Origin of the sequence: Streptomyces sp. NPDC088747, from assembly GCF_044751025.1 — a bacterium.
Taxonomy (GTDB): domain Bacteria; phylum Actinomycetota; class Actinomycetes; order Streptomycetales; family Streptomycetaceae; genus Streptomyces.
The window spans coordinates 137,500-152,874 of the sequence record NZ_JBIVKZ010000003.1 but is presented as its reverse complement, the minus strand read 5'-3'; the positions used below and the strand labels follow the sequence as shown (position 1 = coordinate 152,874).

Sequence of the window (15,375 nt, the reverse complement as noted above, 5' to 3'; positions counted from 1 at the left end):
CCGTGGCTGGAGTTCACCGGCCTCCGGTGAACTTCGCGCTGGTCAGCGGTGCCTCCACGCGCCACCCGAGGGCCTCGTACAGCGCCCTTCCGTCCGGCGTTCCGGCGAGTACGCCGGTCGTGGCGCCCTGCGCGGCAGCCGTGTGCGTCAGGGTGCGCACGACCAGGCGTCCGAGCCCTCTCCTGCGGTGTTCCGGCGCGGTCTCGATCCGGTCGATCACCGCCGTCCTGCCGGTGACCGCGATCTGGCCACGTGCGGCGCAGGAGCCGTCAGGTGCGGCGAGCAGCAGGTGGGTGACGGCGCCGTGCGACCAGGTGCGCTGGCGGTAGCCGCTGGGCGGGGCGGTTTCCGTGGAGGTGCCGGTGAGCGGGACGGACATCAGGCAGCCGGGCTCGGGGTCGATCCACCAGCCCGCGCCGAGCCAGGGGCCGACGACCGAGGGCTCGGCGAACACTTTGAGCCAGACTCCGGCCCCGGTCACCCCGTCGGCGACCTTCCGGACCACCGACTCCTCGACCGCCCCGTTGGCCGCCCCGAGAACGTGCCGCGACACATGCTCGCGCTGCCCGACGTCGATGGAACAGCCCCACGGCTCGAACACCGGCGGAGCCGCCCCACGCGAGAGCACCCAGCCGTCCACCCAGGCCCGTACGGTCTCGTCCACCAGCGCTCCTTGTAATGGTCTCCAGTTACTTCTGATGCTTACCCTAGCTGGGAGTGGTGGGCGTCGGGGGTCGGAGCCCCGCCGTGACGGAACCCCGTCCCGCCCGTTCCACCTGCACGAACGCCCCGATCGCTGACAGCGAACACCGCCGGGGAACACTCAAGCGCTCACAAGCATTGAGTCTGCATAGCTCAACTTGCTTGTCGAGAGGAAGATCATGGCTGCCGATTCCACCCCTACTCCGCTCAACCTGCCTGTGCTGCCGCTCGACGACGAGGTCGTGCTGCCGGGCATGGTGGTTCCGCTCGATCTGAACGACACCGATGTGCGCGCCGCGGTGGAGGCCGCCCAGGCCGCCGCCCGTACGACCCCGGGGAAGCCGCAGGTGCTGCTGGTGCCGCGGGTGGACGGGACGTACGCGGGCACGGGTGTGCTCGGCACGGTCGAGCAGGTCGGCCGCCTCGCCGACGGTGACCCCGGCGCGCTGATCCGTGGCCGTGGACGCGTGAAGATCGGCGCCGGGACCACGGGTCCGGGAGCCGCTCTCTGGGTCGAGGGCACCCACGTGGACGAGAACGTGCCCGACCCGCTGCCCGGCCACGTCACCGAACTCGTCAAGGAGTACAAGGCGCTGGCCACCAGCTGGCTGCGCAAGCGCGGCGCCTGGCAGGTCGTGGACCGCGTCACCGCGATCGACGACGTGTCCGCCCTCGCCGACAACTCCGGATACTCACCCTTCCTCTCCACCGAGCAGAAGGTGGAGCTGCTGGAGACGGCCGACCCCGTCGCCCGTCTGAAGCTGGCCACCGAACAGCTCCGTGAGCACCTCGCCGAGCAGGACGTCGCCGAGTCCATCGCCAAGGACGTACAGGAAGGCGTCGACAAGCAGCAGCGCGAGTTCCTGCTGCGCCGCCAGCTCGACGCCGTGCGCAAGGAGCTCCGTGACCTGAACGGAGAGGGCGGGGAGGACGAGAGCGACGACTACCGCTCCCGCGTGGAGGCCGCCGATCTTCCCGAGAACGTCCGCGAGGCCGCCCTCAAGGAGGTCGAGAAGCTGGAGCGCGCGAGCGACCAGTCGCCCGAGGGCTCGTGGATCCGCACCTGGCTCGACACCGTCCTCGAACTGCCCTGGAACGAGCGCACCGAGGACGCGTACGACATCCAGGGCGCCAAGACCGTCCTGGACGCCGAGCACGCGGGCCTCGACGACGTGAAGGAGCGGATCACCGAGTACCTCGCGGTGCGCAAGCGGCGTTCCGAGCGCGGGCTCGGCGTGGTCGGCGGGCGTCGCGGCGGTGCCGTGCTCGCGCTTGTCGGTCCTCCCGGCGTCGGCAAGACCTCGCTCGGTGAGTCCGTCGCGCACGCCATGGGCCGCAAGTTCGTCCGCGTCGCCCTGGGCGGCGTACGCGACGAGGCCGAGATCCGCGGACACCGGCGTACTTACGTCGGCGCGCTGCCCGGCCGGATCGTGCGCGCCATCAAGGAGGCCGGGTCGATGAACCCGGTCGTGCTCCTGGACGAGATCGACAAGGTCGGCTCCGACTACCGCGGCGACCCCGCCGCAGCCCTCCTGGAGGTGCTCGACCCCGCCCAGAACCACACCTTCCGCGACCACTATCTGGAGGTCGAACTCGACCTCAGCGACGTCGTCTTCCTGGCGACCGCCAACGTCCTGGAAGCCATCCCGGAGGCCCTGCTCGACCGTATGGAGCTGGTCCGCCTCGACGGCTACACCGAGGACGAGAAGGTCGTCATCGCACGGGACCACCTGCTGCCGCGCCAGCTGGAGCGGGCCGGTCTCGAGAAGGACGAGGTCACCCTCGACGAGAGCGCGCTGCGCAGGCTCGCGGGGGAGTACACCCGGGAGGCGGGCGTACGGAACCTGGAGCGCGGCATCGCGCGGCTGCTCCGCAAGGTCGCCGCTCAGCACGAACTCGGCGAGCGCAAGCTGCCGTTCACGGTGACCGAGGACGACCTGCGCGGGCTCATCGGCCGGCCGCACCACGTGCCCGAGTCCGCCCAGGACCCGGCGGAGCGCCGCACCGCGGTGCCCGGTGTCGCCACCGGTCTCGCCGTCACGGGAGCGGGCGGAGACGTCCTCTTCGTGGAGGCGTCGCTCGCCGACCCCGAGACGGGCGCCGCCGGTCTGACCCTCACCGGTCAGCTCGGTGACGTGATGAAGGAGTCGGCGCAGATCGCGCTGAGCTTCCTGCGGTCGCACGGAGCGGAGCTGGAACTGCCGGTCGGCGACCTCAAGGACCGGGGCGTGCACATCCACTTCCCGGCGGGTGCCGTCCCCAAGGACGGTCCGAGTGCGGGCGTCACCATGACGACCGCTCTCGCCTCGCTGCTCAGCGGCCGGCTGGTCCGCACCGACGTGGCGATGACCGGTGAGGTCTCGCTCACCGGCCGGGTGCTGCCCATCGGCGGCGTCAAGCAGAAGCTGCTCGCCGCGCACCGGGCCGGGGTCACGACGGTGATCATCCCGAAGCGCAACGAGGCCGACCTGGACGACGTCCCGGCCGAGGTCCTGGACAAGCTCGACGTCCACGCGGTGACGGATGTCCGTCAGGTGCTGGAGCTGGCGCTCGCGCCGGCGACGAACGGCGCCACCGCGGAGGTTCCGGTGGCGGCGTGACGGACGCCACCGGTTGAGGAAGGCCCGGACCCCGCGAGGGATCCGGGCCTTCCCATGTCTACCGGTGCTGTGGGTCGCGGGGGCACCGTTCGTCGCCGGCCGTCAGCCGTTGGCCAGTGCCACGACACGGTCCAGGGCGCCGTTGAACTTGTCGTGGTCGCCCACCGTCGGGCCGGACGACGTGTACTGCCACATCGTGTGGAAACCCCAGCCCGCCGGCAGCGTGCCCACGGTGGTGGCGTAGCGGGCGATCCACAGCGGGCTGGCGGAGGCGAAGCCGGCGTAGTTGCCGGTGCACTCCGTCCACCAGCTCGTCGCCGTGTAGATCACGGCGTCCCGCCCGGTGCGCGCCCTGTACTGGGTGAGGAAGCTGCTGATCCAACTGATCATGGCGCTCTGCGTCTTGCCGTAGCAGGAGGCGCCGTACGGGTTCCACTCGATGTCGAGCACACCGGGCAGCGTCCTGCCGTCCCTGGACCAGCCGCCGCCGTTGTCGACGAAGTAGTTGGCCTGTGCGGCACCGGTCGTGGTGTCGGGGGTCGCGAAGTGGTAGGCGCCGCGGATCATGCCGACGTTGTACGAGCCGTTGTACTGCTGGGCGAAGTAGGGGTTCGTGTAGTACGTCCCTTCCGTCGCCTTGGCGTACGCCCATTTGACCCCGCTGCCCCACAGGGTCGACCAGCCGACGTTGCCCTGGTGGCTGCTGACGTCCACGCCTTCGGTCTGGGTGGCGTCACCGGTGGCGGGGGTGCCGCCCCGGCCGTCGTGGGCGACGACGCCCATGCCCAGGTGGGCGGAGCCGCGGGCGGGGATGTCGGCGGCGGGGGCCGGCAGGGTGAGAAGGAGGGAGAAGGCGGCGAGCAGGATCCCGAGGGCGGAGAGACGCTTCGGGAGGTTCGGGCCTGGGGTGGTGCCGGATCTGTGTCCGTGCGCGGGCATGTCGTGCCTCCGAGGAGATCGGTGGTGCACGGTGGTGCTCGGTGGGGGGAACGCGGGCGGCACAGTCCACCTCTGAGAGGGCGGGTCCTCGTCGACTCGCCGGTGGCGTGGCCATGCCACTGATGTGCCTGGCACCGAAGCTACGCACGCGGAAGACGGCGTGGGAAGAGGGGCCGGACGCTGCCGTTGGTCTACGCCTGAGAAATACTGGCGGAGCTGCGGCGATGGCGATTTTTGGCAGTAACTTTCAGGATCCGGAAACCGAGGCAGGGGTGCTGACGTGCACGAGAACGGAAACGGCGACGGACATCGCGCCGAACCCACAGCGTCCCGAAGTGGTGTGGACCAGGAATTCCCGGCGCTGGAACGCGAGTTGACCGTGTTCCTGCGGCGCGCCCGAGCTTCCTCCGGTGAGATGGCCCGCGAGGTCCATCCCGACCTGGAGTCGTCCGCGTACGGGCTCCTCGTCCGCCTGGAGGAGTGCGGCCGCCAGCGTGCCACGGAGCTGGCCGCCTACATCGGCATCGGCAAGGCCACCATGTCCCGGCAGCTCCGCGCCCTGGAGGACCTCGGCCTCGTCGCCCGCGAACCCGACCCCGCCGACGGCCGGGCCTGGCTCGTCCACCTCACTGAGGTCGGCCGCTCCCGCTTCAGCACGGTCCGCGAGGCACGGCGGGCCCGGTACGTGCGACAGCTCAAGGGCTGGGACCCACGCGAGGTCGCGGAACTGGCCCGGCTGCTGCACCAGCTGAACACGGGCCTGGAGAAGTAGGACAAGTAGCGGGACGGGGCCCGGCAAGCGATCAGTCGGGCGGCGCCCCTCCGGTGGCGTGGTCGTGGCTCACCACTCCACGAACACCGCCGTCGCGTCGTCGTGGGTCTTGCTGCGCCCCAGCCGCACCCGCTGCTCCGCGTCCGCCGTCTCCAGCGCCCGTACGCGGTCCACCACGGCCTGGGCCCCTTCCTTCCGTACGAGGGCGAACAGGTCCGCCCAGTCGCCCTCCCCGAACGTCTCCACCCACCGGGTGGCGCCGTCCGTCAGGGCGGCCAGCGCGCGGACGGCGGACCGGGGCGCCGAGCCCGTCACCGCGCGCGTCGCCACCCAGGGATCCGCGGCGGCGGTGAAGAAGCCGCCCTCCTTGTTGCGCAGGGTCGCGTCGGTGCGGGCGGCCGAGGTGAGGGTCGCGAGGGGGACGCGGGAGAGCCGGTCGTCGAGGAGCGGCAGGACCGAGCCGTCGGGGGACTCCAGCAGCAGCGCGGAATCCGACAGGACCAGGTACTCGACCTCGGTGGCGGACCAGCGTACGAGGACGACGGTTGCCTGCGGAGTACGTGGGTGAGAAAGGTCACAGGTTCCCGCGTGGGCCCCGGCCGTACGCGAAATCGCGCGGGCGAGGATCTCCGGCAGCGTCAGATCCCGGCGGGTAAGGGACAGTTCGGTCAGTGCTCCGCCGAGATGGGCGGAGAACCATGAGACGGAGTGCACGCAGCCGTCACCGCCCGCGGGCGGTGTCACACCGTCGAGTAAGACCAGCGCGCCCCCCTGTCCTGAGGCGGGAAGTCCGACCGATGCGAAGTCCTCATTGGGGTGGGCCGGGTCGCCGGGCTCCGAGACGAGTTCAGTGCGCATAAAGCCAGTCTGCACGAGCCCTTCACAAGGCCCACAAGAGGCTTCCATCGGTCGCCGAACGGGTGCGGACCAGCAGCTCAGACGCCGGTTTTGGGTTGGAATGATCGACTCCGGCGAAGCGTGGCGGCGAATACTGCCAAAGCCCGTCGCTCACGTCCAACCGGCCCGCCGCGCAGGCCCGTCGCACGCGCCGGAGGAACTTGCCCGCCAACTCCCGTCCGATGTTCACTCCTTCGGGTGGCGGGCCGGATGATGCGGGACCACTGTCCACCGGCACTGGGAGGGTCGGGAGCCGGTGGGGTGTCCGCTGCCTGAGTGGAAGTCGAAGGCTTCGGGAAGGGCGTACGCCCCAGTTGACCTACCGTCACCCGGGCCCATGGATAACACGAGTCAGGAATGCGAGCACCGGTGCAGAAGACGCGGCCGAGGCGCACAGGCAAGCAGACGTCCTCCACGGAGGGCGCCGGTGGCGCCGCCGCCGACTCGGCGGGGAGGGGCAGGACAGCCCATGTGCGCAACCGGCTGATCGTCGCCGTGGCGGTCGTCGCGGCCGCCATCGCCGGTGCCGGGGCACCCACCATCCTGACCGCCTCGGGTCAGTTGAACGACTCCCAGAACCTGGTGACGCTCGCGCAGCGCACCCAGCAGGCGCTGACCCTCGCGCACTCGCTGGCCGACGAGCGCGACGAGGTCACCTCGTACATCGCCGCCGGCCGGCCGAAGGACAAGGCGCCCTCGGAGCAGCGCGGGGCCCGGGTCGACCGGCAGGTCGAGGAGTTGCGCGCGGACGAGGACGCGCCCGCGTCCCTCCTCACCGACCTCGACGCCATCGCCTCGCTGCGCAGGGCGGCGCTCACCGGCGCGAGCACCGCGCTGGAGGCGCACCAGTCGTACTCCGGCGCCATCACCGAACTGCACGCCCTCGCCGAGGACCTGGCCGAGCTGATGCCGCCCCGCGCGGGCTCCGGCGCGCACTCCCTCGCCGAGCTGGACTCCGCCGTACAGCAGTCCGCCGCCGCCCGTGGACTGCTCCTCGCGGCCCTCAGCGTCCCGCGCAGCACCCAGACCACCACCGACCCGTACACGGGCCTCACGACCACCACCAGCGTCTCCTCGGACGCCGACAGCAGGCAGCGTGACGCGCTCAGCGCCGCCGCCCAGCAGGCCCGCGTGCGCTCGGACGCGGCCCTCGCCGGGTTCCGCGAGAACGCGCCCAAGGCCGACAAGACCTCCTACGACTCCACGGTCACCGGGCCCGACGTCACCAACGCCGACAAGTATCTCTCGGGGCTCACCGACCAGCCGACGATCTCCGGCGCCGAACTGGACACCAGCCCCAAGAAGCTGGACACGGCGCTGTCCGCCCGCGTCGAGCTGATGCGCGGCGCCGAAGCGTCCCTCAACAGCCGCCGCATCAAGGACCTCGAAGCAATGCGGGACGACGACGTCACCGCGCTGGAGATCCGGATCGCGGTGATCGGCACCCTGCTGCTCGTCGCCGTCGGCGTCTCGATGGGCATGGCCCGCAGCCTGACCCGTCCGCTGGCCGTCCTGCGGCTCGGCTCGGCCCGCCTCGCCGCCGAACCGGGGACGCAGGAGCCGGTCAAGTTCACCGGCCGCAACGACGAGTTCGCCCAGGTCGTCCGCTCCGTCAACGCCCTGCACGCGCACGCCGCCGCGGTCCTTGAGCGCACCGCCACCCTCGAAGGCGACCGCAAGCACCTCATCGGCCAGCGCCAGCTGATGGCCGACGAACGCGACAAGCTCCGCACCGAACTCGCGGCGGCGGCAACCCACTTGGAGCAGGTGCGCGGCAGCATCCACGGCACCTTCGTGAACCTGGCGCTGCGCACCCTGGGCCTGGTCGAGCGCCAACTCGGCGTCATCGAGGGCCTGGAGGAGCGCGAGCAGGACCCCGACCGGCTCGCCACGCTCTTCAAGCTCGACCACTTCGCGACGGTCATGCGGCGCCACAGCGAGAACCTGCTCGTCCTCGCGGGCGCCGAGCACGGCCAGCAGCACGCGGGTCCCGTCCCGCTCGTCGACGTCGTACGCGCCGCCGTCAGCGAGATCGAGCGCTACGAGCGGGTCCGCATCGCCACGCTGCCGCCGCACGCGCACCTCGCCGGGTTCGCCGCGGACGACATCTCGCACCTCGTGGCCGAACTCCTGGAGAACGCCGCGTCGTTCTCGCCGCCCGACATGGCCGTCGAGGTCTCCGGCTGGCTCCTGGAGAACGGCGAGGTGATGCTCTCCGTGCAGGACGAGGGCATCGGCATGACCGCCGAGCGCATGACCCAGCTCAACTCCCGCCTCGCGGAGTTCGACCCCGAGGACGCCTACGACCAGGAAAGCGGAGAGGGCCTCGGCCTCGGCCTGTACGTGGTGGCCCGGCTCGCCCACCGGCACGGCGTGCGGGTGCGGCTGCGCGAGCAGAAGCAGGGCGGCACCGCGGTCGTCGCCGTCCTGCCCAAGGCGCTGCTGGCCGCCGCCCCCTCCACGGCGGCCCCCTCCGCCGCGCCGGTCACCGGCGGCGCCCCGTCCGTCACCCTGCCCGGCGCGGACGCCGAGGCCAACTCCAACGTCATCTACGGCCGTTCGGCGCTCACGGCGCCAACGCCTGCCGCCGCCGAGGACCCGCTGACCGCGGCACCCGACGAGGACCCCCTCATCGCGGCGGCGGAGCGGACGGCACGGGAGGCCGGGGAGCCCGAGCCGGTCACCGAGCCGCTGTTCGGCCAGCCGGTCGCCGAGCCGACGTCCGGGCAGCCGGTCGCCGAGTCGACGTCCGGGCAGTCCGTGGACGGGCCGAGTCCCGGGCCGACGGCCGAACCGAGGCCCGAGCCGACCTTCCAGCGGAAGCCCGAGCCGACGCACGAGCAGTCCGTGGACGGGCCGACGCCCGAGCAGTCCGTGGACGGGCCGAGGTCCGGGCAGCCCGTGGACGGGCCGACGGCCGAATCGAGGTCTGAGCCGACCTTCGAGCGGAAGCCCGAGCCGACGCACGAGCAGTCCGTGGACGGGCCGAGGTCCGGACAGTACGTGGACGGGCCGACGGCCGAATCGACGTCTGAGCCGACCTTCGACCGAAGGCCCGAGCCGACCTTCGAGCGCAAGCCCGAGCCGACGCCCGAGGCCACGCCCGAGACCACGATGGAGCTCCTGGCTCCGGTACCCGAACCCGAGGAAGAGCCGTGGACGGGTCGGCCCACCGGCACGGACGCGACGGCACCGGCGCCCCAGGCGCCGACGCCCTCCTCGGCACCGTCCGAGGCGCCGACGCCTTCTGTGCCCTCCGCCACCTGGACGGCGCCCTCCGCCCCCTGGACGTCCGGCCCCGCCTCCGAGACGGCGAGTGCCTTCGGATCCGGACCGCTCACCGGCCCGGAAAACGCCGAGGCCGCCGAGATCGCCGGGGTCGCCGAGGACCCGGAGACCGCCCCGCACCACCAGCCCATCCCCAACTTCCCCACCCAGGCGTCGCACGCCGCCGACCCCTACGCCATCGGCCCCGACAGCCACGAGCGGGTCGCGGACGCGGACGAGCGGGTCACCGACAAGGGCCTGCCCAAGCGGACGCCGAAGATCTCCGCGCCGGTGGCGACCCCACGGCCACGCGCGGGCGGTGTGGACGCCGACGCCCTGCGCCGCAGGCTCGGCGGCTTCCACCGGGGAGCGCAGGAGGGCCGCCGGGAGGTGGAGGCGGAGATCGCCGACCAGACCGCGGAGCTCAACACGCCCGCGCATGCCGCGCCACCGCACGCACAGGACGTAGAACCATCGGGGGGCACAGTCGAGGAGGCAAGCAGTTGACCGCGCCCAGTACCTTCGGCCTGAGCAGTGAAGCCCGTAACCTGCACTGGCTGCTGACGAACCTCGTCGAGGAGGTGCCCGGCCTGCTCTCGGTCGCGGTCGTCTCCTCCGACGGACTGCTGCTGCTCTCCTCCGACCCCGGGAGGAACGCGGCGGCCCGGGAGGCGAGGGAAGGGCGTCCCAGCGGCCCCAAGGGATCCGCCGCCGACCTGGCCACCATCGTCTCCGGCATCGGCAGCCTCACCATCGGCGCCGCCAAGCTGATGGACGGCGGCGCCGTGAAGCAGACGATGGTCGCGATGGACGAGGGCAGTCTCTTCGTCATGTCGATCAGCGACGGCTCGCTGCTGGGTGTGCACGGCTCCCCGGACTGCGACATGAGCGTGGTGGCGTACCACATGGCGCTCTTCGTGGGCCGTGCCGGACACGTGCTGACCCCCGAACTCCGCATCGAACTCCGCAAGTCCATCGAGACCGAGGACGGTCCCGATGACATGACAGGGACCGCGAGCGCGAACAAGCCGACGGGGAGCGCCCGATGAGCAGTAGCAGCACACCGAGACTCCCCGTCCGCGGCGGCGATCGCAAGCCCGCCCGCGTACGCCCCTACTCGCTCACCGGCGGCCGTACCCGCTTCGGGCACGTCCTGCTCGTGGAGACGTTCGTCGCGGCGCTCGAAGCACCGGAGGAACGGCGGGAGTTGACCAACGGCTCGCTGGAGACCCGGGTCATGCCCGAGATGCGGGCGATCGTCGAACTCTGCCGCCGGATGCGGACGGTGGCGGAGGTCGCCGCCCTTCTCAGGATGCCGCTCGGCGTGGTCCGGGTGCTCCTGAGCGACCTGGCGGACCAGGGAAAGATCCGTGTGTACGGAACCGGTCACGGCCCCGGACAGCCTGACCGCGCTCTGCTGGAAAGGGTGCTGAGTGGACTCCGTCGTCTCTGAGGGCGCGCCAAGAACCGCCTTCCCCAACGCAGTTGCCGCTCCTGAGCCGGTATCGCCGCGCCCCGACGCCGACGAGAACCTCCAGGCCTGGCAGACCGACCGCACCCGTGCCCCGATCGCGACGAAGATCGTGGTGGCGGGCGGCTTCGGCGTGGGCAAGACCACGCTCGTGACCGCGGTCTCCGAGATCACGCCCCTCCAGACGGAGGCGCTGATGACCCAGGCCAGCGAGGAGACCGACGACCTCAGCGCGACGCCCGAGAAACTGACCACGACCGTGGCCATGGACTTCGGCCGCATCACGCTCGACGACGACCTGGTCCTCTACCTCTTCGGCACACCGGGCCAGCAGCGGTTCTGGTTCATGTGGGACGACCTGGTGCGCGGGGCGATCGGCGCGGTCGTCCTCGCCGACACCCGCCGCCTCAAGGACTGCTTCCCGGCGCTCGACTACTTCGAAAGCTGCGGACTGCCGTACGTCGTCGCGGTGAACCACTTCGACGGCAGCGAGCGCTTCGAGCCCGACGACGTACGCGAGGCCCTCACGGTGCCGCCGCACATACCTGTCATGATCATGGATGCGCGCCGCCGGATCTCGGTCGTGGAGACCCTGCTGGCCCTGGTCGGCCACGCGCTCGCAGTCAGCCCCGAATAGGGAACGGCCCCGAACAGGGACGCCCACGTACGTAGGAGACACCCCCGCATGCGGAAGATACTCGTCGTCGGAGCCGGCCAGTCCGGACTCCAGCTCGCCCTCGGCCTCCAGTCGCAGGGGTACGAGGTCACCCTGATGTCGAACCGGACGGCGGACGAGATCCGCTCCGGCCGTGTCATGTCGACTCAGTGCATGTTCGACACGGCACTCCAGCACGAGCGCGATCTCCAGCTGAACTTCTGGGAGTCCCAGGCCCCGAAGATCGAGGGCCTCGGCGTGTCGGTCGCCGCCCCCGGCTCCTTCGACCCGGGCCCCTCGCAGCGCGCGATCGACTGGGTCGGCAAGCTCGACGGGTACGCGCAGTCGGTGGACCAGCGGGTGAAGATGGCCGGCTGGATGGAGACGTTCGCCCAGCGCGGCGGCCAGCTCGTCATCCACGGCGCCGCGGTCTCCGACCTCGACTACTTCGCCCGTACGTACGACCTGGTGCTGGTGTCCGCGGGCAAGGGCGAGCTGGTGTCCATGTTCGGCCGGGACGCCTCGCGTTCGCCGTACTCCGAGCCGCAGCGCGCGCTCGCGGTGGCGTACGTGCACGGGCTGGGCCCGCGCCCGGAGCACCCGGACTACGACGCGGTCCGCTGCAACCTGGTCCCCGGTGTCGGCGAGCTCTTCATCATGCCGACCTTCACCACCTCGGGCCGCGCCGACATTCTCTTCTGGGAGGGCATACCCGGCGGCCCGCTGGACGTCTTCCAGGGCGTGAAGGACCCGGCCGAACACCTCTCCCTGACGCTGGAACTCATGGAGCGGTTCACGCCGTGGGAGTACGCCAGGGCCACCAAGGTCGAACTGACCGACGCGCAGGGCACGTTGTCCGGCCGCTACGCCCCCACCGTCCGCAACCCCGTCGGCCGGCTGCCCGGTGGCGGACTGGTCCTCGGCGTCGCCGACGTGGTCGTGGCGAACGACCCGATCACCGGCCAGGGCTCCAACTCCGCCTCCAAGTGCGCCGCCGCGTACCTCGCCTCGATCGTCGAGCACGGGGAGAAGGAGTTCGACGAGACCTGGATGCGGGCGACGTTCGACCGCTACTGGGACACGGCCCAGCACGTGACGAAGTGGACGAACGCCATGCTGGGCGTCCCGCCGGAGCACGTCCTGAACCTCATCGGCGCCGCCGGCCAACTCCCCCCGGTCGCCGACCGGTTCGCCAACGGCTTCAACGACCCGGCGGACTTCGAGAACTTCTTCTTCGAGCCCGAGAAGACCGAGGCGTACCTGGCCTCGGTGATCGCCGGCTGACCGGTCGCCCCCGGCGCGGGTGGCCCACAAACCCCCCGCGCCCTAACGGGCCCCGTTGTAGCCGGTGTCCGCCCCCTTCAGCGACCCCTTCGGGAGCTTCGGCGGCGTGTACTGCTTCTTCGGCAGCGGCTTGCCCCGGGGATCGGGGCGCACCGCTCCCAGCACGGGATTGGCGGCGATGGGCGAGACCTTGATCTTCGTCCCCGGCCGGGGAGCCTGTACGACCATGCCGTCACCCACGTAGAGGGCGACGTGGGTGGCCTCGGGGAAGTAGATCACCAGATCGCCCGGCCGCAACTTGCTCAGGGGGATGCGGTGCAGCTGGGCCCACTGCTCCTGACTGGTGCGGGGGATGGGCCGCCCGGCGTGCTGCCAGGCCTGTGAGGTGAGCCCCGAGCAGTCGTAGGACTTCGGCCCCTCCGCTCCCCACTTGTACGGCTTCCCGATCTGCTCGACGGCGTAGCGCAGCGCGTCCTCGCCCGCCCGGGAGGGCCGCCGGGCGGTACTGCTGAGTGCCCCGGAGGCCATGAACCGCTTCTGCGCCGCCGCCTCGCCCGACTTCTCGAACTCGGCCAGCTCGGCGAGCTGCCCCACGGTCAGCGAGGCGAGCAGCTCCTCGACCTTGTCCAGCCGCCCGCTCACCTCGTCACGGGCCGTCTTCTGCCGCCCGGCGAGGGTGAGTTGCCCGTCCAGCGCCTTCCGTGCCGCGCGGGTCAGCCCGTCGATCCGCTTCTCGTTCACCACCACCCGCTCGACGGTCTCGGCCCGGTCCAGGGAGAGCTGCCTGAGCACATGCCCCTGGTCGAGCGCGTGCTGCGGATCGCGGGCCAGGAGCAGCCGTACGTACGAGGAGATCTCGGTCCTGCCCTGGTACTGCTGCCGGGCGAGCCGGCCGGCGGCGCCACGGCTGTCGTGCAGCGTCAGCCGGGCCTTCGCGAGGTCCCTGTCGAGCCGGACGACCTCGGCCCGCTGCCTGCGCAGTTTCTCCTCGGTCCCGTTGTACGTCTCTGTGGCCCGCTCGGCGTCCCGGTAAAGCCGCTGAAGGTCCGTCAGCAGCTCGGCGACGGACCGCGAACCGGTCTCGGGTGGCTCGGGGGCGGCCGAGGAGTCCGGAGAGAGCCCCAGCAGCGCCCCCATGGTCACCGACGCCACGACCGCGGTAGAACCCAACCGCGCAAACCTTCCTGACACGCCATCACCTCCGTTGCGGGGGTGGTCCGTCCACCTCTCACCGGCAGGATCGGGCGGATGCCTCCGGAGCGCGCGCCGGGTGGTCGGATCGGCCGAAGAAGGTCACTCGTCGGCGTTGGCGCCCGGCGTGGCGTCGGGTTCGCGGGCGGATTTCGACCATGGCCACTTGAGCCCGCGCCCGGGGGCTCCCTCGGGGTCGTACTCGTAGCGCCATCCCTGGTGCAGCCCGAGCCGCTTGCTCTGCCCCGCCTGGACCCGCCGGTAGACGAGCACGGTGGGCGGTCCGCCGTCCGGGTCCGGCACCGGAACGCGGTAGACCTTGGGGGGATGCCCGGTGGCTCCGAGCAGTACGGGCAGTACCCGCCCGTCCAGCGGACCGCCGACAAAGGGAGTGTCTTCGCTCTTCACCGCACCAGTGTCACAAAGACCACCGTCAGAGCAGGTGCGCGGCGTCACCGATCACCGGGAGCACCCGCCGTACCAGCGATCCGACGAGGCCGTCCCGCGACTCCGCGCCCAGCGCGGCCCGCACCACACCGGCGGCCTGCGGATCCCGTCCCGCCGTGGCCATGAGCGCCACCACGAACTGCTCGACGAGCCAGTCCCGCAACTCGTCCAGCGGCGGTTCCTTCCCCTCGTCGAGCCAGATGAGGGAGGCGGCCTCCACGGCCGTGATCCACATCCGCACGGTCATCCGCAGCTTCGGCCCCGGGTCCCGCACGGCCAGATGATCGAGGATGTGCAGTGCGGCGGCCCGCCGTACCCCGTCCACGATGGCCGTGGTCCGGGAGGTCTCCACGACACTCCCGCCGTGCAGCAACGCGCTGAACCCGGCGTCGTGCTGGTCCACGAACGCGAGGTACCGGTCGAGGGCCCGGGACAGCCGCTGCGTCAGCGGCCCCTCGGGAGGCTCCGCGAAGCACTGCTCCAGCTCCTCGGCCGCCGACCGCAACGCGGCTTCGTACAACTGCTGCTTCCCGCCCGGGAAATACCGGTACACCAGTGGCCGCGACACCCCCGCCGCCTCCGCCACATCATCGAGCGACACCTCCTCGGGCGCCCGCTGGGCGAAGAGCGACAAGGCCGCCTCAAGCAACTGACTACGCCGCTCCTCGACACTGAGCCGACGGTAAGCAGGTGTGGGAGCCGCAGAGGTCATGCCGGGCAGCGTAACCGCCCCACCCCCGAACGCCCCCCAGCCGCCCACCACCCCCCCCGCACCCCGACGAAACCCGCCGCCCACCCGCCACCCCGCCCCCACGGGCCGCAGCCGTAACGCAGCGGCAGCCGCGGCCGTAACACAGCGACAGCGACAGCGGCAGCGGCAATCGCAACGCAGCGGCAGCCGTAATCGCGCCGCAAGCCATAGTCGCGCCGTAAGCCGTAATCGCGCCGCAAGCCATAGTCGCGCCGTAAGCCGAAATCGCATCGCCAGCCGGAATCGCAGCGGCAGCCGCCGTACTACGGAAGGGGCCGTGTCGGTACATCAAATGCCCGCATCCGGACGGATCCCCAACACCGCCCACCCTCCAGCCCACAGCAGATCCGTCCGGATGCGGGCGGATGTACCGGCGCGGCCCCGGGGGGGGGGGGGCGC

The 15,375-nt window shown here is 71.4% G+C and carries 13 protein-coding genes; 7 read left to right on the top strand and 6 right to left on the bottom strand.

All coding sequences use genetic code 11. The features are described from left to right. Positions 1–13: 13 nt before the first annotated feature. Positions 14–664 (bottom strand): GNAT family N-acetyltransferase, encoded by a 651-nt coding sequence (locus tag ACIP79_RS09040; protein ID WP_401221288.1) that lies wholly within the window; start codon positions 662–664, stop codon positions 14–16. Positions 665–881: 217 nt separating this feature from the next. Between ACIP79_RS09040 and lon the strand changes: the two genes are divergently transcribed. Beyond that, positions 882–3,302 carry an endopeptidase La gene (gene lon / locus ACIP79_RS09035; protein ID WP_401221285.1) on the top strand — a complete coding sequence of 807 codons (2,421 nt, stop codon included), beginning with the start codon at positions 882–884 and terminating at the stop codon, positions 3,300–3,302. Positions 3,303–3,404: 102 nt separating this feature from the next. On the opposite strand, the gene ACIP79_RS09030 is transcribed toward lon, so the two are convergent. Then, complete coding sequence (locus ACIP79_RS09030; RefSeq protein WP_401221283.1) at positions 3,405–4,241, bottom strand: lysozyme; 837 nt, start codon at positions 4,239–4,241, stop codon at positions 3,405–3,407. A 280-nt stretch (positions 4,242–4,521) separates the two neighbouring features. Between ACIP79_RS09030 and ACIP79_RS09025 the strand changes: the two genes are divergently transcribed. Further along, entirely contained in the window at positions 4,522–5,013 is a 492-nt protein-coding gene (locus ACIP79_RS09025; RefSeq protein WP_401221280.1) for a MarR family winged helix-turn-helix transcriptional regulator, read from the top strand. 69 nt (positions 5,014–5,082) lie between these two features. On the opposite strand, the gene ACIP79_RS09020 is transcribed toward ACIP79_RS09025, so the two are convergent. Beyond that, positions 5,083–5,871 (bottom strand): hypothetical protein, encoded by a 789-nt coding sequence (locus ACIP79_RS09020; RefSeq protein ID WP_401221277.1) that lies wholly within the window; start codon positions 5,869–5,871, stop codon positions 5,083–5,085. A 408-nt stretch (positions 5,872–6,279) separates the two neighbouring features. Between ACIP79_RS09020 and ACIP79_RS09015 the strand changes: the two genes are divergently transcribed. The 5 genes from ACIP79_RS09015 to ACIP79_RS08995 are packed head-to-tail and all read left to right on the top strand — an operon-like array spanning position 6,280 to position 12,587. Continuing rightward, positions 6,280–9,684: a nitrate- and nitrite sensing domain-containing protein gene (locus ACIP79_RS09015; protein WP_401221274.1), complete on the top strand. Its 3,405-nt coding sequence runs from the start codon at positions 6,280–6,282 to the stop codon at positions 9,682–9,684. Next, positions 9,681–10,226 carry a roadblock/LC7 domain-containing protein gene (locus ACIP79_RS09010; protein ID WP_401221271.1) on the top strand — a complete coding sequence of 182 codons (546 nt, stop codon included), beginning with the start codon at positions 9,681–9,683 and terminating at the stop codon, positions 10,224–10,226. The genes ACIP79_RS09015 and ACIP79_RS09010 overlap by 4 nt, the downstream gene beginning before the upstream one ends. Continuing rightward, positions 10,223–10,630: a DUF742 domain-containing protein gene (locus ACIP79_RS09005; protein ID WP_383682803.1), complete on the top strand. Its 408-nt coding sequence runs from the start codon at positions 10,223–10,225 to the stop codon at positions 10,628–10,630. The genes ACIP79_RS09010 and ACIP79_RS09005 overlap by 4 nt, the downstream gene beginning before the upstream one ends. Next, positions 10,611–11,285 (top strand): ATP/GTP-binding protein, encoded by a 675-nt coding sequence (locus ACIP79_RS09000; RefSeq protein ID WP_383682801.1) that lies wholly within the window; start codon positions 10,611–10,613, stop codon positions 11,283–11,285. The genes ACIP79_RS09005 and ACIP79_RS09000 overlap by 20 nt, the downstream gene beginning before the upstream one ends. A 48-nt stretch (positions 11,286–11,333) precedes the next feature. Next, the gene (locus tag ACIP79_RS08995) at positions 11,334–12,587 is read left to right on the top strand and encodes a styrene monooxygenase/indole monooxygenase family protein (protein WP_401221266.1); all 1,254 of its coding nucleotides are present in this window, start codon (positions 11,334–11,336) and stop codon (positions 12,585–12,587) included. Positions 12,588–12,629: 42 nt separating this feature from the next. Here ACIP79_RS08995 and ACIP79_RS08990 read toward each other — a convergent pair whose 3' ends face one another. From ACIP79_RS08990 to ACIP79_RS08980, 3 genes are all read right to left on the bottom strand, one after another. Next, positions 12,630–13,778, bottom strand: a complete 1,149-nt coding sequence (locus ACIP79_RS08990) for an NlpC/P60 family protein (RefSeq protein ID WP_401221263.1) — start codon at positions 13,776–13,778, stop codon at positions 12,630–12,632. Positions 13,779–13,880: 102 nt separating this feature from the next. Continuing rightward, complete coding sequence (locus ACIP79_RS08985) at positions 13,881–14,186, bottom strand: hypothetical protein (RefSeq protein WP_401221260.1); 306 nt, start codon at positions 14,184–14,186, stop codon at positions 13,881–13,883. A gap of 25 nt (positions 14,187–14,211) precedes the next feature. Then, positions 14,212–14,937 carry a TetR/AcrR family transcriptional regulator gene (locus ACIP79_RS08980; RefSeq protein WP_401221257.1) on the bottom strand — a complete coding sequence of 242 codons (726 nt, stop codon included), beginning with the start codon at positions 14,935–14,937 and terminating at the stop codon, positions 14,212–14,214. Positions 14,938–15,375: the final 438 nt, after the last annotated feature.

Excerpts from the sequence above, each read along its gene's own strand:
- lon (WP_401221285.1), top strand. The coding sequence starts at position 882 with ATGGCTGCCGATTCCACCCCTACTCCGCTCAACCTGCCTGTGCTGCCG.
- ACIP79_RS09005 (WP_383682803.1), top strand. The coding sequence starts at position 10,223 with ATGAGCAGTAGCAGCACACCGAGACTCCCCGTCCGCGGCGGCGATCGC.
- ACIP79_RS09020 (WP_401221277.1), bottom strand. The coding sequence starts at position 5,871 with ATGCGCACTGAACTCGTCTCGGAGCCCGGCGACCCGGCCCACCCCAAT.
- ACIP79_RS09030 (WP_401221283.1), bottom strand. The coding sequence starts at position 4,241 with ATGCCCGCGCACGGACACAGATCCGGCACCACCCCAGGCCCGAACCTC.
- ACIP79_RS08995 (WP_401221266.1), top strand. The coding sequence starts at position 11,334 with ATGCGGAAGATACTCGTCGTCGGAGCCGGCCAGTCCGGACTCCAGCTC.
- ACIP79_RS08980 (WP_401221257.1), bottom strand. The coding sequence starts at position 14,937 with ATGACCTCTGCGGCTCCCACACCTGCTTACCGTCGGCTCAGTGTCGAG.